The 24,739-nt window shown below is 48.2% G+C and carries 23 protein-coding genes and 2 tRNA genes; 22 read left to right on the top strand and 3 right to left on the bottom strand.

All coding sequences use genetic code 11. The annotated features are described in order from the left end of the window. The first annotated feature begins 1 nt into the window (after position 1). Positions 2-77, top strand: a tRNA-Gly gene (locus ACED36_RS05880). Positions 78-273: 196 nt separating this feature from the next. Beyond that, positions 274-349, top strand: a tRNA-Gly gene (locus tag ACED36_RS05875). Between the two features lie 631 nt (positions 350-980). Here the strand turns inward: ACED36_RS05875 and queG are convergent. Then, entirely contained in the window at positions 981-2,108 is a 1,128-nt protein-coding gene (gene queG / locus ACED36_RS05870; protein WP_139124399.1) for a tRNA epoxyqueuosine(34) reductase QueG, read from the bottom strand. Positions 2,109-2,158: 50 nt separating this feature from the next. On the opposite strand from queG, the gene ACED36_RS05865 reads away from it, so the two are divergent. The 12 genes from ACED36_RS05865 to ACED36_RS05810 all read left to right on the top strand — a co-directional run bounded on the left by ACED36_RS05865 (position 2,159) and on the right by ACED36_RS05810 (position 15,162). After that, positions 2,159-3,670, top strand: coding sequence for an NAD(P)H-hydrate dehydratase (locus ACED36_RS05865; RefSeq protein WP_371732927.1), 1,512 nt, complete (start codon positions 2,159-2,161; stop codon positions 3,668-3,670). A 37-nt stretch (positions 3,671-3,707) separates the two neighbouring features. Next, positions 3,708-4,175 carry a tRNA (adenosine(37)-N6)-threonylcarbamoyltransferase complex ATPase subunit type 1 TsaE gene (gene tsaE / locus ACED36_RS05860; RefSeq protein ID WP_035008755.1) on the top strand — a complete coding sequence of 156 codons (468 nt, stop codon included), beginning with the start codon at positions 3,708-3,710 and terminating at the stop codon, positions 4,173-4,175. A 4-nt stretch (positions 4,176-4,179) separates the two neighbouring features. Further along, positions 4,180-5,892 carry an N-acetylmuramoyl-L-alanine amidase gene (locus ACED36_RS05855; protein ID WP_371732926.1) on the top strand — a complete coding sequence of 571 codons (1,713 nt, stop codon included), beginning with the start codon at positions 4,180-4,182 and terminating at the stop codon, positions 5,890-5,892. A gap of 2 nt (positions 5,893-5,894) precedes the next feature. Next, positions 5,895-7,940 carry a DNA mismatch repair endonuclease MutL gene (gene mutL / locus ACED36_RS05850; protein ID WP_371732925.1) on the top strand — a complete coding sequence of 682 codons (2,046 nt, stop codon included), beginning with the start codon at positions 5,895-5,897 and terminating at the stop codon, positions 7,938-7,940. After that, the gene (gene miaA, locus ACED36_RS05845; protein ID WP_026024106.1) at positions 7,933-8,859 is read left to right on the top strand and encodes a tRNA (adenosine(37)-N6)-dimethylallyltransferase MiaA; all 927 of its coding nucleotides are present in this window, start codon (positions 7,933-7,935) and stop codon (positions 8,857-8,859) included. Before mutL ends, miaA begins: the two co-directional genes overlap by 8 nt. A gap of 95 nt (positions 8,860-8,954) precedes the next feature. Then, positions 8,955-9,227 carry an RNA chaperone Hfq gene (gene hfq / locus ACED36_RS05840; RefSeq protein ID WP_016959113.1) on the top strand — a complete coding sequence of 91 codons (273 nt, stop codon included), beginning with the start codon at positions 8,955-8,957 and terminating at the stop codon, positions 9,225-9,227. Between the two features lie 26 nt (positions 9,228-9,253). Next, complete coding sequence (gene hflX / locus ACED36_RS05835) at positions 9,254-10,543, top strand: ribosome rescue GTPase HflX (protein WP_016959112.1); 1,290 nt, start codon at positions 9,254-9,256, stop codon at positions 10,541-10,543. 53 nt (positions 10,544-10,596) lie between these two features. Further along, positions 10,597-11,757, top strand: coding sequence for an FtsH protease activity modulator HflK (gene hflK, locus ACED36_RS05830; protein WP_016959111.1), 1,161 nt, complete (start codon positions 10,597-10,599; stop codon positions 11,755-11,757). Positions 11,758-11,759: 2 nt separating this feature from the next. Continuing rightward, a complete protein-coding gene (hflC, locus tag ACED36_RS05825; RefSeq protein WP_016959110.1) occupies positions 11,760-12,647 on the top strand; it encodes a protease modulator HflC in 888 nt (295 codons plus the stop codon). A gap of 75 nt (positions 12,648-12,722) precedes the next feature. Then, positions 12,723-12,917 (top strand): DUF2065 domain-containing protein, encoded by a 195-nt coding sequence (locus ACED36_RS05820; RefSeq protein ID WP_016959109.1) that lies wholly within the window; start codon positions 12,723-12,725, stop codon positions 12,915-12,917. A 122-nt stretch (positions 12,918-13,039) separates the two neighbouring features. Further along, positions 13,040-14,356: an adenylosuccinate synthase gene (locus ACED36_RS05815; RefSeq protein ID WP_016959108.1), complete on the top strand. Its 1,317-nt coding sequence runs from the start codon at positions 13,040-13,042 to the stop codon at positions 14,354-14,356. 185 nt (positions 14,357-14,541) lie between these two features. Continuing rightward, on the top strand, positions 14,542-15,162 hold the full coding sequence (locus ACED36_RS05810; RefSeq protein ID WP_371732924.1) for a tetratricopeptide repeat protein: 621 nt from the start codon (positions 14,542-14,544) through the stop codon (positions 15,160-15,162). Positions 15,163-15,229: 67 nt separating this feature from the next. On the opposite strand, the gene hmpA is transcribed toward ACED36_RS05810, so the two are convergent. Further along, entirely contained in the window at positions 15,230-16,420 is a 1,191-nt protein-coding gene (gene hmpA, locus ACED36_RS05805) for an NO-inducible flavohemoprotein (protein ID WP_371732923.1), read from the bottom strand. Positions 16,421-16,621: 201 nt separating this feature from the next. Between hmpA and nsrR the strand changes: the two genes are divergently transcribed. The 7 genes from nsrR to rplI all read left to right on the top strand — a co-directional run bounded on the left by nsrR (position 16,622) and on the right by rplI (position 22,273). Then, a complete protein-coding gene (nsrR, locus tag ACED36_RS05800) occupies positions 16,622-17,056 on the top strand; it encodes a nitric oxide-sensing transcriptional repressor NsrR (protein WP_016959105.1) in 435 nt (144 codons plus the stop codon). A 114-nt stretch (positions 17,057-17,170) separates the two neighbouring features. Then, the gene (rnr, locus tag ACED36_RS05795) at positions 17,171-19,723 is read left to right on the top strand and encodes a ribonuclease R (RefSeq protein WP_016959104.1); all 2,553 of its coding nucleotides are present in this window, start codon (positions 17,171-17,173) and stop codon (positions 19,721-19,723) included. A gap of 3 nt (positions 19,724-19,726) precedes the next feature. Beyond that, positions 19,727-20,464 carry a 23S rRNA (guanosine(2251)-2'-O)-methyltransferase RlmB gene (gene rlmB / locus ACED36_RS05790; RefSeq protein ID WP_016959103.1) on the top strand — a complete coding sequence of 246 codons (738 nt, stop codon included), beginning with the start codon at positions 19,727-19,729 and terminating at the stop codon, positions 20,462-20,464. Between the two features lie 362 nt (positions 20,465-20,826). Then, positions 20,827-21,234, top strand: a complete 408-nt coding sequence (gene rpsF / locus ACED36_RS05785) for a 30S ribosomal protein S6 (protein ID WP_016959102.1) — start codon at positions 20,827-20,829, stop codon at positions 21,232-21,234. 9 nt (positions 21,235-21,243) lie between these two features. After that, a complete protein-coding gene (gene priB / locus ACED36_RS05780; RefSeq protein WP_016959101.1) occupies positions 21,244-21,546 on the top strand; it encodes a primosomal replication protein N in 303 nt (100 codons plus the stop codon). A 16-nt stretch (positions 21,547-21,562) separates the two neighbouring features. Continuing rightward, on the top strand, positions 21,563-21,790 hold the full coding sequence (rpsR, locus tag ACED36_RS05775) for a 30S ribosomal protein S18 (protein ID WP_002539422.1): 228 nt from the start codon (positions 21,563-21,565) through the stop codon (positions 21,788-21,790). 33 nt (positions 21,791-21,823) lie between these two features. Continuing rightward, positions 21,824-22,273: a 50S ribosomal protein L9 gene (gene rplI / locus ACED36_RS05770; protein WP_016959100.1), complete on the top strand. Its 450-nt coding sequence runs from the start codon at positions 21,824-21,826 to the stop codon at positions 22,271-22,273. 144 nt (positions 22,274-22,417) lie between these two features. Here rplI and ACED36_RS05765 read toward each other — a convergent pair whose 3' ends face one another. Beyond that, complete coding sequence (locus ACED36_RS05765) at positions 22,418-23,161, bottom strand: YdiY family protein (protein WP_017005273.1); 744 nt, start codon at positions 23,159-23,161, stop codon at positions 22,418-22,420. 165 nt (positions 23,162-23,326) lie between these two features. Here ACED36_RS05765 and ACED36_RS05760 point away from each other — a divergent pair, with 165 nt between their 5' ends. Next, a complete protein-coding gene (locus ACED36_RS05760; protein ID WP_016959098.1) occupies positions 23,327-24,736 on the top strand; it encodes a replicative DNA helicase in 1,410 nt (469 codons plus the stop codon). Positions 24,737-24,739 lie beyond the last annotated feature (3 nt).

Here is a 24,739-nt window from a genome sequence, read left to right as displayed (position 1 = left end):
TGCGACACTAGCTCAGCTGGTAGAGCGCAACCTTGCCAAGGTTGAGGTCACGAGTTCGAGCCTCGTGTGTCGCTCCAAATTGATACCTTTCGATACGTCGGAAGCGCAACACGCAAGAAACCTTGCCAAGGTTGAGGTCACGCCTAAGCCTTGAAGATCGGGAGCCTCGTGTGTCGCTCCAAATTGATACCTTTCGATATGTCGGAAGTGCGAAACGCAAGTTACCTTGCAATCGCTTCAAAAATTGCCGAAGTCATTCGGACGCTCTTTAATGCGACACTAGCTCAGCTGGTAGAGCGCAACCTTGCCAAGGTTGAGGTCACGAGTTCGAGCCTCGTGTGTCGCTCCAATTTAGGCTTCTGATACTTCAGAGGCACGAGATACAAGAAGCCTTGTGTTTCGTTTCAATTTCTTACAGTAAATCGTCTGTAAGCATCAACACTTCGCGGAATATGTACCAGTTATATGTAGGGTACAGCGAGTCGTTGTCTTTAATGCTGTGAAGCATTATCTCAGGGCAAGGTCTAGCCCAGCTAAAATCTGAATACTAAAGTAATTCCTACTATGCCACTGAGGCATAGTTGTTCGCATTTATATGTTTCTCACAGAGTTATCCACAGCGACCAAGTTGTGGGTAAAGCCGTTGATGAATATTTGAAGGTGTGACCTTTCGCAGAGTTACCTGCTCGGAAGATGATCAGTGGATAACTCATGCTTGTGCATGAGATTTTGTATAACTGTATGTTTTTATTGGGTTAGTGTTTTTCGAGAAATAACTTTTCAAGCGTTTATCCCCAACCTTGTCACCTTACGTGACATCACGCCGAGATTATTCACAGATTGTGTTTAACTTTATTGATATGCACTGATTTATGGCGTACTGAAAATGTTTTCCACATTGCGCAGCAGAAGTGAATCTGTGTCTTATTTTTGAACTTTTATCGATTGAAAACTGGTAAATTCGTCAAGATTTGCATGATTTATGCGTCTCTAGGCAAACCTTTTTGGACTATTCGGACTAGCCGTTTAGTTGAAGCGGGCTGTACACTAATCGCTGCTTCCTTTTTGCGCTCGACTTGCTGAGCGATAGCCCAATCGAGATGCTCATCAAGCATAGCAGAGAAACTTTTAGCTGCTTGTAAAAGCTCAATAATTTCTGGGTCGTAAGGTGCGTTCCCCATCGCAACTGACAGGTTCCTGCGCCATTTTTCGTGGCCTATACGGCGAATTGCAGAGCCTTCAGTTTCTTTTAAAAATGTATATTCATCCCAACTGAAAAGCGTTTTTAATGATTGTTGAACCAAACTTGGTCGACCGTGGAAGTCCGCTTCTTGTGTGAGTTCAGCCTCACGATTATAAGGGCAGACTAACTGGCAGTCGTCACAGCCATAAATTCGGTTACCCATAGCAACGCGAAACTCCTCAGGAATAGGGCCATCAAGCTCTATAGTGAGATAAGAAATACAGCGTCGCGCATCTACCACGGTATTATCAACGATGGCATTGGTTGGGCATGAGGTCATGCAGGCAACGCATTTCCCACAGAGGTTATCTTGCGGCGCGTCCACAGGAAGCGGCAAATCTACTAATAGCTCGCCGAGGAAGAACCATGAACCGGCCTCTTTACTGAGTAAGAGCGAGTGTTTGCCAGTCCAGCCTAGTCCTGCCTTTTCCGCCAGAGGGCGCTCCAGCACAGGGGCGGAATCAACAAATGGGCGGTAGCCAAACGGTCCGACTTCTTGTGAGATGCGATCGCCTAATTTTTTCAGTCGGTTTCTGATCAGCTTGTGGTAATCACGGCCAAGCGCGTAGCGGCTAATGTAGGCAAGCGAAGGGTCGTCGAGCGTTTTGGCAAACCCCGCATTGGGTGGCAGATAGTCCATACGCGCGCTGATGACGCGAATAGTCCCTTCAACCAACTCTTGTGGGCGGGCACGCATCATGCCGTGGCGCGCCATCCAATCCATTTCGCCATGATAACCAGCGTCAAGCCATCGTTGAAGTTGGGCTTCATGCTGACGGAGATCAATATCGGTAATACCAATATGCTGAAAACCTAGTTCACGCCCCCATTGCCTGATATTTTCAGCAAGTTGGTTAAAATTGATCGACGATAGAGATCGAGAGTCAGACATAAGATCAGGATGGATAGCTGAAGATGACGGCAAGTTTACCACACTCCCTGTATCGATCGGATCAGGTTAGAGACGGAGAACGCAAGATCGCATCGGATCTTGGCGTGAAAATGTACGATTTAATGACGCATGCGGGATTCGCCGTGTTTAACGTACTTTGTCAGCGTTGGCCTGAAGCGGATAAGATCCTGATTTGTTGTGGCAGTGGTAATAATGGTGGCGATGGCTATGTGGTAGGGCGATTAGCGCTTGAAGCGGGTTTAAATGTGACCCTTTGGTCTGCCTGCGACCCTCTTAAGATCACAGGCGATGCCTTGTTAGCGCAGCAAGCCTTCGTAAAACAAGGTGGGACGATCTTAACGGGGGATTTGCCCGATGAACCCCGTGATCTGATTATTGATGCGCTGCTTGGTACCGGTTTATCACGGGATGTGTCGGGGTGCTATCGTGATGCTATTGCGTCGATTAATGCCTCGTCGTCGCCTGTCCTTGCTGTTGATATCCCGAGCGGATTGCATGCTGATACGGGCGGTGTGCTTAGCGGTGCGGTGAGCGCCGACATCACGGTGACGTTTGTCGCATTGAAGCAGGGGCTTTTTACTGGAAAAGCGGTGGATTATTGCGGCGAGTTAATTTTTGATGGTCTGGATATAGGTCAAGCGTTTGAAGCGCATATCCCCTCTTCAGTTACACTGCTCTGTTCAGAGCAAGCGCGGCAATTGGAACCCACTCGCTGCCAAAGTGCCCACAAAGGTCATTTCGGGCGCCTTCTTTGTATCGGCGGTGAAAAAGGGACAGGTGGCGCGATTATTTTGTGTGGTCAGGCTGCATTGCGAACGGGTGCGGGACTGGTGGCATTGTTAACCCATGAAACGAATGTGACCGCGATATTGGCTCGCCAACCTGAGTTAATGACTCGGCAATGGGAAGAAAAGCGAGGCAATAAAGCACTGAACGAAATACTCGCTTGGGCTGATGTGATTGCACTTGGCCCAGGGCTGGGTCAATCTGCTTGGTCAAAGCGAGTGTTTGATGCGGCGCTTGAGAGTTGTAAGCCGATGGTGATCGATGCTGATGGTTTAACATTGCTTTCGAGGGATCCTTGTCGAAATCAACGCCAAAACCAGCAAAATAATTGGATACTCACTCCTCATCCGGGAGAAGCCGCAACATTATTGAATCTCAGTGTTGAAGAAATTGAACGGGATCGGTTTTCTGCCGTCAAAGAAATACATAATCGCTACGGTGGCGTGGTGGTGCTTAAAGGTGCAGGCACAATCGTTTATGATGGCGTTCACTCCTTTGTCATCCATGCAGGAAACCCCGGCATGGCATCAGGTGGAATGGGGGATGTGTTAACGGGCGTGATAGCGTCTTGTTTGGCGCAATCTCAATCTCTTGAAGATGCAGCAAGGTTTGGCGCGTTTCTGCACAGTTATGCTGCAGATATCGCAGCGCAGCATGGATCGCGTGGTCTATTGGCCAGCGACTTGCTACCTTTGCTAGGAAATAACATAGAACAAATGCAGATTTGACGGCGATTGACCGTTAAACAATAAAGCAGTGAGAAACATGACAATAATGATCAATACTGAGCTTGCCGATGAGCAGGCAACAGTGGCGTTTGGTGCGGCACTCGCAGCAGCGTGTTCACAGCAAACTACGATTTATCTACATGGAGATTTAGGTGCGGGGAAAACGACGTTTTCGCGCGGCTTTATTCAATCTCTTGGCCATGCAGGTAACGTAAAGAGTCCAACTTATACACTCGTCGAACCCTACCAGCTTGCCTCTTGGCAGGTTTACCATTTCGACCTCTACCGTTTGGCCGATCCTGAAGAACTTGAATTTATGGGGATACGTGATTACTTCACGCCTGACGCGCTTTGTTTGGTGGAGTGGCCGGAAAAAGGTGAAGGTTTATTGCCAGAACCTGATCTCGATATCACACTGAAATATAACGGTGAGCAGCGAACGGTACAGGTGAAAGCCAATACCGATGTCGGTGAAGCTCTGATTGATACGTTGGAGTGGAAATAGATTTATGCGTTGGCTTGGCGTGTTAGCAGGGATCATAGGTTGGCTGGGGTTGATGACCTCAGCATGGGCGAATTCACTCGAAAATGTGCGTATTTGGCCAGCACCTGATGAAACCCGAGTTGTGATGGATATGGCGAGTGAACCCGCCTATTCGTTTTTTACGCTAACTAAGCCTGATCGTCTGGTGGTGGATATCAAAGATACATCGCTGGGCATGACATTGCCGAAAACCATCAGCGACAGTAAAATCTTAACCAAAATCCGTAAAAGCAATCCGGCTAAAAAAGGGGATTATCGCCTTGTTTTTGAGCTGAAAAACAAAAGTACTCCTCGGATATTCGCGCTTGCACCTGGTGGTGAATACGGCCACCGTTTGGTTATTGATCTACCACACAGTGCAAAAGTTATTGCTGTGACGCCGGCGAAAAAACCGAAACCTTCAGAAGCTCAAGCCGCCTTGCCGTTTGGGACGGATGACATCATTATTGCGATTGATCCCGGCCATGGTGGTAATGACCCTGGCGCCGTGGGGCCAAAGCGTAAATACGAAAAACACGTCACTCTCTCCATTGCACGCCGCGTTGCTCAAAAGATAAATGCGACGCCAGGATTAAAAGCCGTACTGACGCGAAATGGTGATTACTTTGTTGATCTGAACAAGCGCTCTGAAATTGCCCGTAAACATGGTGCGCATCTTCTCGTTTCTATTCATGCGGATGGTTTTCACAAGCCTCAACCTAGCGGTGCATCCGTCTGGGTGTTGTCGCGTAGTCGCGCAAACAATGAAATTGGTCGTTGGATAGAAAAGCATGAAGAGCAATCTAACTTGCTTGGCGGTGGCGCATTACTTGATGACAACGAAGACGAATATCTCAGTCGTGCGGTGCTCGACCTGCAATTTAGTAACTCGCAAAAAGAAGGGTATGACGTCGCGATTCGCATATTGAAGGAAATGGGGAAAGTGACAAAGCTGCATAAATCCAGCCCTGAACATGCCAGTCTTGCAGTACTGAAATCTCCCGACATTCCATCCTTGTTGGTCGAAGCGGGTTTTATTACTAACCCGAAAGAAGAAAGGCTTCTGCTGAGTTCTGGTCATCAGCAAAAAATTGCCAACGCGGTATTCAAAGGGGTATTGACCTATTTTGAAGACTTTCCGCCAGATGGCACCTTAATGGCTGCTCGTAAAAACGGCGTGAAGCACAAAGTGACACCCGGTCAGTCTCTATCCGTTATTGCTAAGAAATACGGCAGTACAGTGTCTGCAATTAAGGCCGCAAATGGCCTCAAGTCTAACTCGTTGAGAGTGGGGCAAGTGTTGAGTGTGCCTAACGTAAACTTAGGTACGTTAGCGTCGACGTCATCTAAGCCTACAGCACCTCAACGCGGAGCCAAAACCTCATCGGGTAAAACGGTCACCAAACTCCATATTGTTGGCCGCGGTGAATACCTTGGCAAAATTGCGTCGAAATACGGCGTGACGGTCGCCAGTATACGTAGTGCGAACAAGCTGCGTTCTGATGAGTTGGCTGTGGGCCAGAAGTTAAAAGTGGTCGGTATTAAACCGAAGAACAAACAGCACAAAGTGAAACGCGGGGAGTATCTGGGTAAAATCGCCAGTAACTATGGCGTGACGGTCGACAGTATCCGTAACGTCAATAAGCTACGCTCAGACGAGTTGGCGGTCGGTCAAACCTTGATTATTCCCGGGAGCTAAGCATGACGATTCAGATATTACCTGCTCGTCTGGCGAACCAGATTGCAGCAGGCGAAGTCGTTGAACGGCCAGCTTCTGTGGTTAAAGAGCTTGTCGAAAATAGCATTGATGCGGGTGCGACACGTATCGATGTTGATATCGAAAAAGGCGGCAGCAAACTCATTCGTATTCGTGATAACGGCTCGGGTATTAACAAAGATGAGTTGGAGTTAGCGCTTAGTCGTCACGCAACCTCAAAAATCACCTGCCTTGACGATCTTGAAGCCATCATTAGCCTTGGTTTTCGTGGTGAAGCGCTCGCCAGTATTAGTTCTGTTTCCCGTCTGACACTGACTTCTCGCACGCAGCAACAAACAGAAGCGTGGTCTGCCTATGCAGAAGGGCGAGATATGGCGGTTCAGGTTAAACCTGCTGCTCATCCTGTAGGGACAACCGTGGAAGTGGTGGATTTATTCTTTAATACACCCGCACGTCGTAAGTTTCTGCGCACGGATAAAACTGAATTTAGCCACATTGATGAATTGCTTAAACGTATTGCGTTAAGCCGTTTTGATGTGGCCATTACATTGCGTCACAACGGGACGATGGTGCGTCAATATCGTGCCGCCACTAATGATGCGCAGCGCGAACGTCGACTTGCTGCCGCGTGTGGCAGTCAGTTTGTTAAAACGGCCGTCGAGGTGAGCCTTGAGCATCAAGGATTAACCCTTCGTGGCTGGATATGCACACCACAAGGTGCGCGCGCCCAAAACGATATTCAGCATTGTTTTGTTAATCAGCGCATGATGAAAGACAAACTCATTAATCATGCTATTCGACAAGGCTATGAGGCGTCACTGCGCTCTGATCAATTCGCCGCATATGTGCTTTATATCGATATTGACCCTCATCAAGTGGATGTGAATGTCCATCCAGCCAAGCATGAAGTGCGTTTTCATCAAGCGAGATTGGTGCATGATTTTATCTATCAGGCTGTTGCTGATGCATTGATGCAAGTGGCAGCAGAGCAGGCGCATGACGCTCAATATTCACACCCAGAAGCGGGTGAATATGAAACGGCAACTGACAGTACTCAGCTTGATTCGCCAGCACATCGTTCGGCGTCTACCTCTTCAATCTCAATGCCGACGAAGACAATTTCGTCGACAGCCGAACCGCGAGGCTTCGCATCTTCTCGTTCAGTTGAAGGTACGTCTCCTTCGTCTGACTCAAGTGCCTACTCAAAAGCCGAAGCCAATGTGGATTCGAGATATCCGGGACAGTCCGAAGGGACAGAGTGGCGAGCACAGTCTGATACAACGGGCAAAACCAATACTCATCGCGGTGAAACCAAAGCGCGGTTTGGTGAAGCAGCGCCATCGTACAGTGAGCAACGCGCTTATAAGGCGCTAATGACAACCCCTGTTGTTCCTACTCAACATGAAGTCGCTGAGCCTCCCAAAGCATTTTCAAAAACGCCGATTTCAGTCGGCCATGTTGATAAAGGATTGGGCAAAGCACTGGCGATTGTCTCATCAAAATATTTGCTGTTGCAGCGCATAGATGGTTTCGCACTATTGGATTTAGATGCGGCAGCGTATCTTTCGATACTTGGTCAGATGCGCTTTGCCTCTTCGGAAGGGTTAAAAGCCCAACCTCTATTGATCCCGCAGGCTTTGCCAGCGTCAGCGCAAGAAATCAAATTATTAGCACAATATGATGCACTGCTTCAGCAGTTTGGTATTGTTATCCGAAAGAAATCGTCTTCGCAAATTATGGTGATGGCGGTGTGTCAGCCGCTGCGCAAACACAATTTGCAGCACTTTGTTCCTACACTTTTGGATGTTTTAGCGCAGAAAGGGGAGCAAAATGTGCTTTCTGAGGAACAACTGATGGATTGGTTGGCAGTACAAGCGACGCAAAAAACAGACGACTACGGCCTGTCGCAAGCCATTACACTGATCACTGAGTTAGAACACTGTTGGCAGGATCAGCTAGCAGCGCATTTTTCAACGTTACTGCGTCCGGTCGATGTGGCAACGGCAATAGAAGCATTCAAACATGACTAACGCTTTGCCTAAGGCAATTTTCTTAATGGGGCCGACCGCATCGGGTAAAACCGATCTGGCTATCGCGCTAAGACAACAGTTCCCCGTCGATATCATCAGTGTCGATAGCGCATTGATCTATCGTGATATGAATATTGGCACCGCTAAACCTAATGCGCATGAATTGGCATTAGCGCCGCATCGATTGATCGATATTCTCGATCCTTCTGAGGCATATTCCGCGGCTGATTTTCGCGCCGATGCGCTGCGAGAAATGGCGGACATTGTCGCAAAAGGGAGAATTCCGCTTTTAGTTGGTGGTACGATGCTTTACTTCAAAGCATTATTGGAAGGTTTGTCACCTTTGCCTCCTGCGGATCAGGCGATCCGAGCTACTATTGAGCAGGAAGCGCAGATGCGAGGTTGGCAGTCACTGCATGACGAGTTGTGCAGTATCGATCCTGTCGCAGGAGCGAGGATTCATCCGAATGATCCTCAGCGACTGTCGAGAGCGCTGGAAGTTTTTCGTATTTCGGGTAAAACTCTGACTGAGTTGACCGAAACCAAAGGTGAACCATTGCCATATGAGGTTCACCAATTTGCAATAGCCCCTAAGGAAAGGGGGGAGCTACATCGCCGAATTGAGTTACGTTTCCAAAAGATGATGGAAGCTGGCTTCGAGGAGGAGGTTCGTACGCTTTACGATCGCGGCGATTTGAATTCAGATATGCCTTCGATCCGGTGCGTGGGTTACCGACAGATGTGGGATTATTTGGCGGGTAGCTGCTCTATTGATGATGCAGTCTATCGTGGTGTGTGTGCCACCCGTCAGTTAGCCAAGCGTCAAATTACCTGGCTTCGTAGCTGGGACAATTTGACATGGCTTGATAGCGACGACGTGCCGTTATCGTTACAAACAGTCACAAAGTGTTTAACCTGATCGCAGTTTGAGCAGGGTATACTTGGATTGTTGTAAGCGGCGTTGTTGATCTTTTTGTTGCTAATACAACTACAAACCAATAAGGAAAATTAAAAATGGCTAAGGGGCAATCTCTACAAGACCCGTTTCTCAATGCACTGCGCCGTGAACGTGTACCTGTTTCTATCTATTTGGTAAACGGTATCAAGCTTCAAGGCCAGATTGAATCTTTTGACCAGTTCGTGATCCTGCTGAAAAATACCGTCAACCAAATGGTGTACAAGCATGCGATTTCTACCGTGGTCCCTGCTCGCCCAGTGAATCATCATCATAACAATCCTACTGACCGCCCAGCAGGCGAGCGTCAGCAAGATAAGACTGAGGAGTAACAATCCTTTGGTAAGGAGTTGATCGCTTGTTTGACCGTTACGAAGCCGGTGAACAGGCTGTTTTAGTTCATATCAACTTCACCCAACAAGGCGAATGGGAAGATCTCAGCGAACTCGAATTGCTGGTATCGTCAGCGGGGGTTACGCGGTTGCAAACGATTACAGGCAGCCGACAATCCCCGCATTCCAAATACTTCGTTGGTGAAGGTAAAGCCCTCGAAATCGCAGATGCCGTCCGGATGACCGGGGCAGAAATCGTCATTTTCAACCATGCGCTATCACCTGCGCAGGAGCGAAATCTCGAGCGGTTAATTCAATGTCGTGTGCTTGATCGCACCGGCCTAATCTTGGACATTTTTGCTCAGCGAGCCCGCACTCACGAAGGTAAGTTGCAGGTAGAACTGGCGCAACTTCGTCATCTATCGACTCGACTTATTCGAGGCTGGACGCACTTAGAACGTCAAAAAGGCGGTATAGGCTTGCGTGGCCCGGGTGAAACTCAGCTAGAGACTGACCGTCGTTTGTTACGTGATCGCGTTAAGGCGATTTTGCGTAGACTTGATAAAGTCGCTAAACAACGAGAGCAGGGGCGACGCGCAAGAAATCGCGCTGAAGTGCCGACTGTCTCGCTGGTGGGATACACCAATGCAGGCAAATCTACTTTGTTCAATCGCATTACGGATGCCGGTGTTTATGCAGCTGATCAGCTGTTTGCAACGCTTGACCCGACATTGCGTAAGATCGAAGTGGAAGATGTTGGTGACGTTATTTTGGCAGATACCGTTGGATTTATTCGACATTTGCCCCATGATCTCGTTGCGGCATTTAAAGCTACGCTCAAAGAGACGCAAGAAGCGACGCTATTGCTCCATGTCATCGATGCTAGTGATGATCGTTTCCGGGAGAACATTGACGCAGTTAATGTGGTTCTTGAAGAGATTGATGCACACGAAGTACCAACTCTGTTGGTGATGAACAAGATCGATAATATGGAAGATGCATTGCCGCGTATCGAACGTGATGATGAAGGCGTCCCAAGAATTGTTTGGGTATCAGCGCTTGCAGATCGGGGTATAGATCTTCTTTTTGAGGCACTGACCGAAAGGCTGGCGGGGACTATGGTAAGCTATCGCTTACGTATTCCACCTTCGGCCATTGGCAGAATGCACAGTAAATTCTGTCGGTTGCGTTGTATTTTGCAAGAAGAATACGATCAGGACGGACATTTGCTGATCGATGTGCGCTTACCTCAAGCCGATTGGCTAAGGTTAAGAAAACGGGAAGGCAGCGAGTTAGGCGACTTTATCGTCAACTAACAGACTGTTACAGTATAAAAACTATCGTCATATCATATTGATGGAGTGCTCTAATGGCGTGGAATGAGCCAGGAAATAATGGCGGTCAGGACAAAGATCCGTGGGGTAATCGCGGAGGTCGTGACCAAGGACCGCCGGACCTCGATGAGGTGTTTGGTAAAATTAGCCGCAAACTGAGTGGTTTGTTTGGTGGCGGTAAAGGTAAAGGACCATCTTTTGGCAGCAGTGCTGCTGGTTTGGGCGTAGTTGCCGTTGTGGGTGTGGTTATTTGGGGCGCGACAGGCTTTTACACTATCGGTGAAGCTGAGCGTGGTGTTGTATTGCGCTTCGGTGAGTACAACCGCATTGTTCAGCCTGGTCTGAACTGGAAACCAAATTTCATTGATGAAGTCACAACCGTCAATGTCCAAGCGATTCGTTCTTTGCGTAGTTCAGGCGAAATGCTGACCAAAGATGAAAACGTTGTGAGCGTTGATATGGACGTTCAGTATCGCATTGCAGATCCAGAAAAGTATCTGTACTCGGTAACTAATGCGGATGACAGTCTACGTCAGGCAACTGACTCAGCGCTGCGTGCGGTCATTGGTGATGCGGTGATGGATGATATCCTGACTACAGGTCGTCAAGAGATCCGTACAAAAACTCAGACGGAAATCAATCGTATTATCGACCGTTACGATATGGGTATCTTGGTTGTTGATGTGAACTTACAAGGCGCGCGAGCTCCGGAACAAGTTCAGGATGCATTCGATGATGCAATCAAAGCGCGAGAAGATGAAGAACGCTACATCAAAGAAGCAGAAGCTTACAGTAACGACATTTTGCCTAAGGCAACGGGTCGAGCTGAGCGCCTGAAGAAGGAAGCGTTGGGTTATCGTGAGAAAACCGTCAATGAAGCTGAAGGTGACGTGGCGCAGTTTGAAAAGCTGCTTCCTGAATATCAGGCTGCACCTGAAGTGACGCGTAATCGTCTCTATCTGGAAACCATGGAGCAAGTCTATGGCAACACCAGCAAGGTACTGATTGACTCACAAGCGGGCGGTGGTAACTTGCTGTATCTGCCTTTGGATAAGTTGATGAATCAAGCGCCTCAACCTCGTACCAATTCTGATACCAATGCGATTGAATACGGTATTGAATTGGAAGCGTCAGGCCCGTCTGGAGTGCCTAGCCCAAGTTCTAGTCCAACGACAACGCGTCAGGGGAGATACTAATTATGCGTAAGTTATTAATCCCTCTGATTATTGTTTCGATCGTTGTTGGTTTGATGTCAGTGTTTGTGGTTGATGAAGGCGAGCGTGGAATTGTGCTTCGTTTTGGTCGAATTCTGAAAGCGGAAGACGATCAGGCGAAAATCTACGGACCAGGTTTGCAGTTCAAAGTGCCAGTGTTTGATAGCGTTCAGATCCTTGATGCACGTATTCAAACCATGGACGATCAATCTGACCGCTTCGTTACATCTGAGAAAAAAGATGTGATCATCGACTCCTACGTTAAATGGCGTATTCAAGATTTCGGTCAATATTACCTGTCAACAGGTGGTGGTAACCGTTTGACTGCTGAAGCGTTGTTGCAACGTAAAGTGTCTGATGGCCTACGAGCTGAAATTGGTTCGAAGACCATTAAAGAAATCGTCTCTGAGAAGCGTGAGCAAGTCATGGCGGATGTTCTGGACGAAGTGCAACAAAGTGCCAATGATATTGGCATTGAAGTGATTGACCTTCGTATCAAGAAAATCAACCTGCCAGACAAGATCAGTGAATCTATCTACGCGCGTATGCGTGCAGAGCGTGAAACGGTAGCGCGTCGCCACCGTTCACAAGGTCGTGAGAAAGCGGAAGTCATCCGTGCTCAATCTGAACTTGAAGTGGCAACCATTCTTGCTGAAGCAGAAAAAACGGCCCGTGTAACACGTGGTGAAGCAGACGCAGAAGTTGCGAATATCTACGCAGGTACTTTTAATAAAGAACCTGAGTTCTACAACTTCATACGTTCTCTGCAAGCTTACGAGAAGAGCTTTAGCAATAAGGGTGACATCCTAGTGGTTGACCCAAGCAGCGAGTTCTTCCAGTACATGAAAGAGCCAAACGTTAACCTGAAATAGTGTGGCGTTAATCGTAAAAATGAAAGACAAGGCATCGCGCCTTGTCTTTTTTTTGCCCCTAATTTGAGGTGTTTTATGGGAAAAGAGTTGTTATTAGCGATAGGCCTGGTACTGGTTGTTGAAGGTTTAGGCCCCATGCTTGTTCCGAACAAATGGCGAAATATGGTCAAGGAAATGAGTCAACTACAGGATACAACGCTTCGTCGCATAGGCGGATGCTTGGTGGTAGCAGGTATTGTCATCGCATATATGATGTGGCCGTCCAAGTAAATGAACAGAGCAAAAAACTGTGACAGCCTGATTAACATGTTCGGGACGACGGTTAAAAAATGACTGCAACGTTTAAATGAAGGTGCTAGAATCCCGTTTTAATCAGCAACTGACTGGAAAAGATGAGTAATAACGTAGTCGTTCTCGGCACTCAATGGGGTGACGAAGGTAAGGGTAAGATCGTCGATCTTTTAACTGAAGACGCAAATTACGTGGTGCGCTACCAAGGCGGTCACAATGCGGGTCACACTCTCGTTATCGACGGTGAAAAAACCGTTCTGCATTTGATTCCTTCTGGCATTCTTCGTAACAACGTTAAGTGCATCATCGGTAACGGTGTTGTTCTGTCTCCTGACGCATTGATGAAAGAAATGGGCGGCCTCGAAGAGCGCGGTTTTCCAGTTCGTGAACGTCTGTTCCTGTCAGAAGCTTGTCCGCTAATTCTTCCTTATCACATTGCACTCGACGTTGCTCGTGAAGCTGCTCGTGGTAAGAAAGCTATCGGTACCACTGGTCGTGGTATTGGTCCTGCTTACGAAGACAAAGTTGCTCGTCGCGGTCTGCGTGTTGGCGATTTGTTCGACAAAGAAGCGTTTGCCGAGAAGCTTAAGGAAGTGATGGCGTACCATAACTTCCAGTTGGAGCACTTCTACAAAGTTGAGCCTGTTAGCTACGAAGAAACGCTTGCGAAGATTTTGGAACAAGCTGACGTACTAACCAGCATGGTTATCGATGTGACTCAAGAACTTGACGATGCGCGTAAGCGTGGCGACAAGATCATGTTCGAAGGTGCACAAGGCACACTTCTGGATATCGACCACGGTACTTACCCATATGTAACCTCTTCTAACACAACCGCTGGTGGTGTTGCTGCAGGTTCTGGTTTTGGTCCACGTCACCTAGGTTATATCCTAGGTATCGCGAAAGCATACTGCACCCGTGTTGGTTCAGGTCCTTTCCCGACTGAGCTTTACGATGGCCTAGAAAAACAAGATCCAATCGGTAAGCACCTGGGTACAGTTGGTCACGAGTTTGGCGCGACAACTGGTCGCCTCCGCCGTACTGGTTGGTTTGATGCAGTGGCAATGCGCCGCGCAGTTCAAATCAACTCTATCTCAGGCTTTTGCTTGACCAAGATGGACGTGATGGACGGCTTGGAAGAAATCAAAATCTGTACTGGTTACCAACTGCCAGACGGAACGGTTCTTGAAGTATCGCCAATGGCTGCTGATGCGTATGAAAATATTACGCCAATCTATGAAACCGTTCCTGGTTGGAGCGAAAAGACCTTCGGTGCGAAATCTATCGACGAACTGCCACAAGCAGCGCTCGATTACATTGCACGTATCGAAGAGCTGACTGGTGTGCCAATTGATATCATCTCAACTGGCCCAGACCGCAACGAGACGATCATTAAGGTTCAGCCTTTCTCGTCTTAATTGGTTCTAGATTGAAAAAAACCAGCCTTAGTGGCTGGTTTTTTTTTGCTCAAACGACTCTATACTGTTCATATTCCAGTGCGGAAAAATTTCGCCGTAAAAAGAGTAAAGTTAGGCAAGGTGTTGCCGATACAAGTTATGCAAGACACACAGTCTCTTAACAATCATCGTTAAAGTGGGTATGCATGAAACTGCGCATCTTATTTATATCAATCATGTTGGCTAGTTCAGCTGCAAAAGCAGAACTTGGCCCTGCATTGCCTGTATATGATGAAACGCAGTTGATCCGTCTGTTTGAAAGCAACAGCCATCTTAAGAAAGTCAAAGAAGACGAATGCCAGCTTCTGCAAGATATTGAAGCGCGTGCTATTCGTGTTGAATTACCCTCTTATCAATTCCTTTACGGTGACATGTTAGCGTGGGGAGTGTGTGTCGATCGTGATGTCGAGCAAGGTGTTTACTACATGCAGTTGGCCGCGCAACAAGGCCTACCAGCAGCGTTGGAACAACTGGGGCGATATTACTCTTTAGGCACTTTGGTGCAACAAGACAAAGAGCGTGCGATTCCTTATCTTCGTGAAGCGGCGTCTTTGGGCAATATGCGAGCAAGGCTTCAATTGGCAGAATTGCTGGTGGCTGATTACGGTAGCCCACTGGATTATGAAGATGCTTATCGTTGGCTCTATCACACCATCACTGCCGATCAATCGACGCATCAAAAAGTCGCGATGCTTCGACGGGCGTTGGAAAACAAAATGCCACGTAACGTGATAGCGAGAGCGAAACGACGAGATACCTATTGGTGATCTTAACTTGCCACAAATTCAAAAACGCCCTGCTATTGCAGGGCGTTGTCTTTTGTCATGAATGAAGTTAGTCGAGGACTTTGTGTGGGCCAAAGCATTCGTAAAAAATACGATCTTTGGTGATACCTGAGTCTGTTAACTGCTTGGCGATTGACTGCATAAAACCGACCGGTCCACATAAGTAAAAGTGACGCTGGCTGTCTTCGGTAAGCGCTGACACCTTGCTAATATCCATCATGCCTTGATGATCATAATGCTGACCGCGTTGATCGCTGTCTTTTGGTTCGCGATACCAGACGTTGCGCTGTGCATTACCATGTTGCTCAACCAGGGTATCGATGTGCTGACCAAAGGCATGTTGCTCTCCATGCTCGGCGGCATGCAACCATTGGATATCGGCATGGTGTTGACCGCTCAAGCTTTCTAGCATTGCCAACATAGGTGTTAGGCCAACACCGCCAGAGATCAGTGCAACAGGCGTTGTGATGTCAGATTGGAAGAAAAAGTCGCCGCTTGGCGGCGCGAGGTCAACCACATCGCCAACATTAAGGTGATCGTGCAGATAGTTTGAAACGGTTCCTTGTGCTTCACGTTTGACCGAGATGCGATACTGTTTGCCGTTTGGCGCACAAGACAAGCTGTACTGACGGATTTCGCGGTTCGCAAATTGTTCCGGTGTGAGGTAAATACCAATGTATTGACCTGGGGTGTAATGAGCGATAGGTAGCCCGTCTTGCGGCGCAAACACAAAACTGGTGATCACCTCACTTTCTGGTGTTTTGCTTACAAGTGTGAATGGGCGAGTACCGCGCCAACCGCCTTGCGAGGTTTCACTTTGCTGATAGATTTCTTCTTCGCGTGTCACGAATACATGCGCCAGCACGCCGTAAGCCTCAGCCCATGCATCTAGTACTTCTTGACCTGGCGAGTAAAGCTCGTCAATGGTTGCAAGTAGGTTTTCACCCACAATTGCATACATTTCAGGGGTGATATTAAAACTTACATGTTTTTGCGCGATTTTCTCAATCACAGGCAGCAGTGCTGGCAAGTTATCAATATTGGCAGCATACCCGTGTACGGCATTGAACAGTGCCTCACGTTGCGCACCCGAAAATTGGTTGCTCATGTTGAAAATATCGTTGAGCTCGGGGTGGCGAGCAAACATACGGTCATAGAAATGAGCCGTGAGTTTTGGTCCGGTTTCGGCAAGCAAAGGAGCGGTCGACTTTACAATCTCAATAGTTTTGGTGCTGAGCATGATATACCCTTATCTGTATTTTAAAGTGTCATTTGAAATGCATGTTTAAAGTTGTATCTGAAATATATGTTTAGATCAACAAAAAAGTGTGACCGACTTAGAGCAAGAGATTGAAGCGAAGAGTGGCGATAAAAGAAACTGAGCACACGCGCGCCTTTTGAATCAGTTCGATGTACAATGCGCGCAAGGAGATTTGAAAACGTGCAATTAACCAGTTTTACAGATTATGGCCTCAGGGCGCTAATGTATCTGGCTATGCTGCCTCCTGGAGAGCTGACCAGCATTACCGTGGTCACTGAGAAGTATGGGGTGTCCCGTCATCATATGGTGAAGATAATCCACCGTATGAGTCAGGTTGGCTATGTGGAAGCCGTGCGCGGAAAGAACGGTGGGATCCGACTTGGTAAGCCTGCAACGTCTATTGTAGTCGGCGATGTGATCAGAGCCTTAGAGCCATTGCAAGTTGTCAACTGTGGCACAGATAATTGCCATATTACCCCTGCCTGTCGCCTGAAAAGTGCCATCGCGAATGCGTTAGACGCTTTTCTTGCCGAAATGGACAAACACACACTTCATGACATGGTGTCAGGCAACGACGACCTTCACCGCCTCCTTATCCCAGTTCGTCCGGCATAAAAAACAGTATTTGAGACGATCTGTCAGATTTTTCTGGCAATCCAGCCGGGCTACCCATTTTCTTTTATTTTAAGCGATATACTTGAAGACAAGTGTCGCTAACGGGAATCCTATATGTCTCAGGACAAACACCTACACAGCAACGATCCTTTTTTGGGTCGTGAAGCAAAAAACTACGATAACCCAGTACCAAGCCGCGAACACCTGCTTGAAGTCATCAAAGGTTTCACCACACCCGTCAATAGAGATCAGCTGTTTGAAGTGCTGGGCCTGAAAAGTGAAGAAGAATATGAAGGCCTTCGCCGCCGCCTTCGCGCCATGGAGCGTGATGGTCAGCTGATTTTTACCCGCCGTCAGTGCTACGCGCTGCCAGAGCGACTCGATTTAGTGAAAGGCACCGTAATAGGCCATCGCGATGGCTTTGGTTTCCTGCGCCCTGAAGGCAAAGGCAATCGTGATGATTGGCTATTACCGCATCATCAAATGAAAAGCGTCATGCACGGTGATTTCATTCTTGTGCAACCGGCGGGCACAGACAAACGTGGCCGCAAAGAAGCACGCGTTGTACGTGTACTTGAGGAAAGAAAGGGACAAATTGTCGGTCGTTTCTTCTTGGAAGATGGCAATGCGTTCGTTGTGCCTGATGACTCACGCTTAAGCCAAGACATCATTATCCCTAAAGAAGATCGCAAAGGCGCTCGCATGGGTAACGTTGTTGTGGTGGATATATTCCAACGTGCCACTCGTCAACAAAACGCCATGGGTCGCATTGTCGAAGTCCTTGGTGAAAATATGGCGCCGGGCATGGAAATAGAAATTGCCCTGCGTACTCACGACATTCCGAATGAATGGCCGCAAGACGTCGAGAAACAAGTAAAAGATTTCACGGAAGTCGTGCCGGAAGAGGCCAAAAAAGGCCGTGTCGACCTTCGTGACTTACCGCTTGTTACCATTGATGGCGAAGATGCACGAGACTTCGATGATGCGGTTTACTGTGAGAAAAAACGCTCCGGTGGCTGGCGTCTTTGGGTTGCCATTGCCGATGTCAGTTATTACGTGCGCTCAGATTCAGCGCTCGACAAAGAAGCAATTAAGCGCGGCAACTCGGTGTACTTCCCATCGCAAGTGATCCCAATGCTGCCGGAAGTGTTGTCGAATGGTCTTTGCTCGCTCAACCCGCAAGTCGATCGTTTGTGCATGGTGTGTGAGATGACCATCTCTGAAACGGGCAAATTGTCCGGCTTCAAACACTATGAAGCGGTGATGAACTCCCACGCTCGCCTGACTTACACCAAAGTGGCGCAGATGCTGGATGGTGATGAAGAGCTGCGCGAGCGATACACTAAGCTGGTTCCTCACCTTGAAGAACTCAACAACATGTACAAAGTGTTGAAAGGTGCGCGTGAACAGCGTGGCGCGATTGAGTTTGAAACGATTGAAACTAAATTTATTTTCAATGCGATGCGTAAAATTGAGCGCATCGTACCGGTAGAGCGTAATGACGCGCACAAGATCATTGAAGAGTGCATGATCTTGGCTAACATCGCCTCAGCACGATTTGTTGAGAAGCACAAAGAGCCTGCGCTGTATCGCGTGCATGAAGCGCCGGCAGAAGAGCGCCTGACAGGCTTTAAAGACTTCCTGAGAGAGATGGGCTTGTCGCTGGAAGGAGGCCTTGAACCGTCGCCGACCGATTATGCCCAATTGGCGCACATCATTAGCAGTCGTCCGGATAAAGAGCTTATCCAGACCATGTTACTGCGTTCGATGAAGCAAGCTGTGTATCAGGCGGATAATGCTGGCCACTTCGGTTTGGCACTTAAGCAGTATGCGCACTTCACATCGCCAATTCGTCGTTATCCCGATTTGCTGTTGCACCGAGCGATCAAATACCTCATTGCGAAGCAAGAAGGGAATGAGCACGATCGCTGGACGCCAACCGGTGGCTATCACTACTCTGTGGATGAAATGGACAGCATGGGTGAGCAGTGCTCGATGACAGAGCGCCGTGCTGATGATGCAACCCGAGATGTGTCTGATTGGCTGAAATGCGAATACATGCAAGACCATGTGGGCGAAGTGATGCAAGGCACAGTGGCAAATGTCACCGGTTTTGGTTTCTTCGTGCGTCTGAACGAACTGCATATCGATGGTTTGGTGCATATCTCAAACCTTGATAATGATTACTACAACTACGACATGGTCCATCAAAAGCTGGTGGGTGAAAGTTCAGGCCGCGTATTCCAACTCGGCGATCAAGTGACGGTCAAAGTATTATCCGTTAACCTTGACGAAAGAATGATCGACTTTGGACTGGATGGCGTGACACGCAAACCGCGTGGCGCAGGTAAAACATCGCGAGACAAAGCCAAGAAAGGCAGTGCTGAATCAGGGAAAAACCCGGAAGAAAGCAAAGAGCGCAGCTCTGTCCGCCAGCAACTAAAACGTGGCGCTATTCCTAAGGCTGCAGGCGACGACAAAGCGTCTGAAGGGAAAGGAAAGAGAAAAGGAAAGCCTCGTCGCAAAGGATCCGCTGCAAGCAAGGAGCCTTCCGCAGGTAAAACGACTGACGGCACTCCAGCGAAGAAAAAGAGCAAGACTCAGAAGGTGCGCAAGAAAAAAGCGCAACGAAGCAAACCCGAAAAAGCAGGCAATCAAAAGAAGTAACCCATGAGCAATGAAATGATTTATGGCATTCATGCCGTCAAAGCCGTGTTGGCATCCGACCCAGCACGCTTTATCGAAGTTTATGTTCTAAAAGGTCGTGAAGACGATCGTTTACTGCCCGTGCTGAAGGAACTGGCTGAGCTTGGCATTACTACACAGGAAATGGGACGTAAGGCGCTGGATGACAAAGCTGACGGCGCGTCGCATCAGGGGTTGATTGCTCGTGTTAAGCAAGGGCGTCAGTACAACGAGAACGATCTCGATCTTATTCTCGACGGTAAAGAAAACCCATTGCTGTTAGTGTTGGACGGCGTGACTGACCCACATAACTTGGGTGCATGTCTGCGTAATGCAGATGCTGCGGGTGCGTGTGCGATCATCGTACCGAAAGACCGTTCAGCGCCGCTAAGTGCAATTGCACGTAAAGTGGCCGTTGGCGCAGCGGAAGTTGTGCCATTGGTTCGTGTCACCAACTTGGCACGCACGATGCGTGCGTTGCAAGAAAAAGGCGTTTGGTTTGTAGGGACGGCGGGCGAAGCCACGCATGATATCTATCAAAGCAAAATGACTGGTCCATTGGCGATCGTCATGGGCGCAGAAGGTGATGGCATGCGTCGTCTAACGCGTGAAACCTGCGATGAGTTGATCAGCATCCCAATGGGCGGCAGTGTATCAAGCCTGAACGTCTCGGTTGCGACCGGTATTTGCCTGTTTGAAGCCGTGCGCCAGCGTCGCGGTTAACACGATAGCAGAAGAAGTTTAGCCTATGGGCTTGGCTTCTACGCGCTTAACGCACGCAGCTTTGGTGATGGTAACGTCGCAATAACACAAGCAATAACAGAAAAGGGTGAAGTGATAACTTCACCCTTTTTTATGCCTCATGGTTTCCCCCTACGCCAGAACACGCGGTGTACATCTTTATTGCCAACTGCACCCATTTATTACCAACCGCACTGTGCGTGCGCCAACATATTTCCCTTGCTTCATTTGACGATTCTCTATACTATTCTGCCTCCAAATTCCCGGTCTTTTACTTTCGTTCCTTGCTTCCTTTGGACGACTGGGCCAACACTGGAAGCTGAATAATCCGTAAGGAGCAACCTATGCGTCATTACGAAATCGTATTCATGGTGCACCCTGATCAAAGCGAGCAAGTTGCTGGCATGATCGAGCGTTACACTGGTTCTATCAAAGAGTCAGGTGGTCAGATCCACCGTCTAGAAGACTGGGGTCGTCGTCAACTGGCTTACCCAATCAACAAACTGCACAAAGCTCACTACGTTCTTATGAACGTTGAAGCTGACCAAGCTGTTGTTGATGAGCTGGAAACTGCGTTCCGCTTCAACGACGCTGTGATCCGTAACATGGTCATGCGTACCAAAGGCGCTATCACTGAGCCATCTGTAATGATGAAGGCTAAAGAAGAGCGCGCGCCTCGTCGTGACGATCGTGAAGATCGTGGCGAACGTGCAGATTTTGCACCAGCTGAAGGCGAAGCAGCAGCTGAGTAATTTGAATTGATGACCAATCGAATGGTGCTTTCTGGTGTTATCACCAATGGCCCAATTCGAAAGCAGAGTCCTGCCGGAATACCTCATTGTCACTTTGTGCTTGAGCATCGTTCGGAACAACAGGAAGCTGCGTTGCCAAGGCAAGTCTACTGCCGGTTACCGGTAGTAATAAGCGGGCAAGGGTCTCAAAGCAAAACACAGCACTTAGCTTTAGGCAGTAACATTAAGGTGAGTGGGTTTCTCGCTTACCAGACCAGCCGTAATGGCGCGGGTAAATTAGTGTTACATGCCGATGACATTATAGACATTTAGATCAGGAGATTAGCCCATGGCACGTTTCTTCCGTCGTCGTAAATTCTGCCGTTTTACTGCAGAAGGCGTACAAGAGATCGATTACAAAGACGTAGCGACTCTGAAAAACTACATCACCGAAGCTGGTAAAATTGTACCTAGCCGTATCACTGGTACCCGTGCTAAGTACCAGCGTCAGCTGGCACGCGCTATCAAGCGTTCACGTTACCTGGCTCTGCTGCCGTACACTGACAAACATCAGTAATCGGCACTGTCCAAGTTAATAGAGGAATAGATAATGCAAGTTATTCTGCTTGATAAAATCGCTAACCTGGGTGGCCTAGGTGATCAGGTAACAGTTAAGTCTGGTTACGCTCGCAACTTCCTTATCCCTAAAGGAAAGGCAGTAATGGCAACTAAATCTAACGTTGAGCATTTCGAAGCTCGTCGTGCAGATTTGGAAGCAAAAGTTGCTGAAGTTCTAGCTGCTGCGCAAGCACGTGCTGAACAAGTTGAAGCACTAGAAGCGGTTGTTATCGCATCTAAGTCTGGTGACGAAGGTAAACTATTCGGTTCTATCGGTACTCGTGACATCGCAGATGCAGTTTCTGCAGCTGGTGTTGCTGTAACGAAGAGCGAAGTTCGCCTGCCAGAAGGTGCGCTACGTAACACTGGTGAATATGAAGTGAGCATGCAACTGCACTCAGAAGTATTCGCTACTGTTAAAGTTACAGTTGTTGCTGAGTAATATCAGAAACAAGTAGCTTTGAAAAAACCGGCCATTGGCCGGTTTTTTTGTGCCTGAAGATAAGTGACAAGAAAGAAAAGATACGAGTGTTGAGTAAGAGCAAAGCGATGAAGGCACCGTTTCAGTTATTCGTGTCTCCAGTGCCTAAAACCGATAAACCATATTCACTGTAAAAATCGAATCGCGATTTTTTAGCCCAGGTGGTACACGGTCGATATATTTTTGCGTCGTCGATATCTTAACGGCTAAATCGTCTATTAGGCTGGTAGAGAGGGATGCACGAGCTTCTATACTCGAGTTGCTTGGACCTGCGATAGCGGTGATCCGCCCTTCAAACAGCGCTGTTTCATTCAATTGCCACGTAAGCTCTGCCTGTCCCCTGACAATAAATTCTTGCACGTCATAGGGCATGACAAGGTCATCATCATCAATCTCATCAAGGTTCGGGCTTTGATAGCGGTAGCCGGGGCCAATTTCGAGCAATAAAGATAGGTCTTCCCGCCAAATGGCCTGATAACCCATACCTGTTGCGAGCGTCAAATCTTGATAATACGGGCCGTATTTATCGTCAATGAAACTGACGTTGCCCAGCACGTAGCGTTTGGGGTCAAATTTGTAGTTGGCTTGGCTTTCAAATTCACTTTTATGTTTGTCTTCCTCGCCGTCTTTTTCAACCAGCAAGAATTTAGCTTCCGACATATGTCGATAAGGACCATCAGTGAAACTCACACCCAAGCGGCTGTTAAGCGTCATGGAGTCTGAGTTGCCAGAAAGAGACTGAAAACCTAACTCAACCTCTGATTGCCAGCGTTCGGGGATACTTGCTTCTGCGCATAGAGGCAATGCAACCAAACAAAACAGAGACGGTTTCAACAGCGCTGACGCCATATGGGTTACCATTACAAAACTTGGGATGGTATTTTATATGAATATCCCTTCATTGCGTCAGCAAGACGTTAAATAGACAGCAAAATAATTTGTCTTTGCACTTGGTCGTGCGTCGGAAAGGGATTCGGATATAATGACCAGCGTAATGACAAGGTACTAAGTGATATGGCAGAGCAACGCAGCAAGCAATTTAATTCAAAGAAACCCAGAGACTATCAGGTAGACGCCCTGAAAATGCCACCGCATTCGTTGGAAGCGGAGCAGTCTGTGATCGGTGGCTTGATGCTCGATAACGAGCGTTGGGACGGCGTGGCAGAAAAAGTGGTTGCCTCTGACTTTTACAGCCGTCCTCATCGCCTGATTTTTGATGGCACCAAGCAATTGCTGGATGCAGGGCAGCCGCTTGACCTCATCACACTTTCTGAGCATCTGGAAAAACACAACCAGCTTGAAGATGTGGGTGGATTTGCTTACCTTGCAGAGCTGGCGAAAAACACCCCGAGTGCTGCAAACATTGTCGCTTATGCTGACATCGTACGTGAGCGCGCCATGGTGCGTAACCTTATTAGCGTGGCAAATGAAATTGCCGATGCCGGCTATGAGCCAGAAGGTCGTTCGTCAGCTGATTTGCTCGACATGGCAGAAAGTAAGGTGTTTGCGATTGCTGAAGATCGTACCTCAGCAAATGAAGGCCCGCAAAATATCGACAGTGTGCTGTCTAGAACACTCGAACGTATCGAGGTTCTGTTCAAGAGCCCGCAAGATGGTGTGACAGGCGTATCGACCGGTTTTTCTGACCTCAACAAGAAAACTGCAGGTCTCCAAGGTTCTGATCTGATTATCGTTGCAGCGCGTCCGTCGATGGGTAAAACCACCTTTGCGATGAACTTGTGTGAAAACGCCGCGATGGATCAGGATAAGCCTGTACTGATTTTCTCTCTAGAGATGCCCGCCGAACAGCTGATGATGCGTATGCTTGCATCGCTTTCCCGTGTCGATCAGACCAAAATCCGTACCGGACAGTTGGATGATGAAGACTGGGCGAGGATTTCCTCCACCATGGGGATCCTGATGCAGAAGAAAAACATGTACATCGATGACAGTTCAGGCCTAACGCCGACGGATGTGCGCTCACGTGCTCGTCGTGTCGCGCGTGAGCACGGCGGTCTATCGATGATCATGGTCGATTACCTTCAGTTGATGCGTGTGCCAGGTATGCAAGATAACCGTACCCTGGAGATCTCTGAAATCAGCCGCTCGTTAAAAGCGTTGGCAAAAGAATTGAACGTGCCCGTTGTTGCCCTGTCACAGCTTAACCGCTCGTTGGAGCAACGTGCCGACAAGCGTCCTATTAACTCCGACTTGCGTGAATCAGGCGCCATCGAGCAGGATGCTGACCTTATTATGTTCATCTATCGTGATGAGGTTTATAACCCAGAAAGCCCACTGAAAGGTGTTGCCGAAATCATTCTCGGTAAACAACGTAATGGCCCAATCGGTTCTGTTCGATTGACCTTCCAAGGGCAATATTCTCGCTTTGATAACTACGCAGGTCCTGCGTTTGATGAAGAGTAACCG

The organism is Enterovibrio sp. FF113 (assembly GCF_041439165.1).
In the GTDB taxonomy this organism is placed as follows: domain Bacteria; phylum Pseudomonadota; class Gammaproteobacteria; order Enterobacterales; family Vibrionaceae; genus Enterovibrio; species Enterovibrio norvegicus_A.
Note: the sequence above shows the minus strand (reverse complement) of the source record. Positions and strands in the feature narration are given on the sequence as shown.